Origin of the sequence: Robertmurraya korlensis, from assembly GCF_023715225.1 — a bacterium.
GTDB lineage: Bacteria > Bacillota > Bacilli > Bacillales > Cytobacillaceae > Robertmurraya_A.
The window spans coordinates 1-477 of record NZ_JAMBNS010000077.1 but is presented as its reverse complement, the minus strand read 5'-3'; the positions used below and the strand labels follow the sequence as shown (position 1 = coordinate 477).

The following is a 477-nucleotide window of genomic DNA, read 5'->3' as shown; positions in this document are numbered from 1 at the left end:
GTTGTAGCCTTTAGCTTGTAACTCTTCAATACATTCTTGCAGCTGAGCCACTGAGGCACTGATATTAGGCAATTTGATGATATTGGTGTCTGGGTCTTGAGTCAACCGACCAAGCTCAGCAAGATTATCGGTCACTTGTTGTTCTGGGGTCAGGTAGTCGGAGAACTCTGCCAATATACGCGCGGCAACGGAAATATCGGTTTTAGTGATTTCAACGCCAGCAGGCTTGGTAAATGTTTCAATGATAGGAAGTAGTGAATATGTCGCCAGTAGCGGTGCTTCGTCAGTTAAGGTATAGATAATATTTGACTTTCCACTAGCCATAGAGAACCTCTTTTATATGAATGTTAATTGAGACACTAGATGATGCATCTAGCAGCGTGAGAAATTTCACAGTAAGTATTACTAATTAGGGGATAAAATGTGATTGACCATTTTAAACGCAAAGTATACGGTTACCGCATAATGAGTCAATAA

1 protein-coding gene is annotated in these 477 nt (G+C 40.7%); it reads right to left on the bottom strand.

The genetic code is table 11. From position 1 onward, the window contains the following. A partial coding sequence (locus M3175_RS25890) for an NADP-dependent isocitrate dehydrogenase (RefSeq protein ID WP_251524558.1) occupies positions 1-324 on the bottom strand: 324 nt, incomplete at its 3' end. Positions 325-477: the final 153 nt, after the last annotated feature.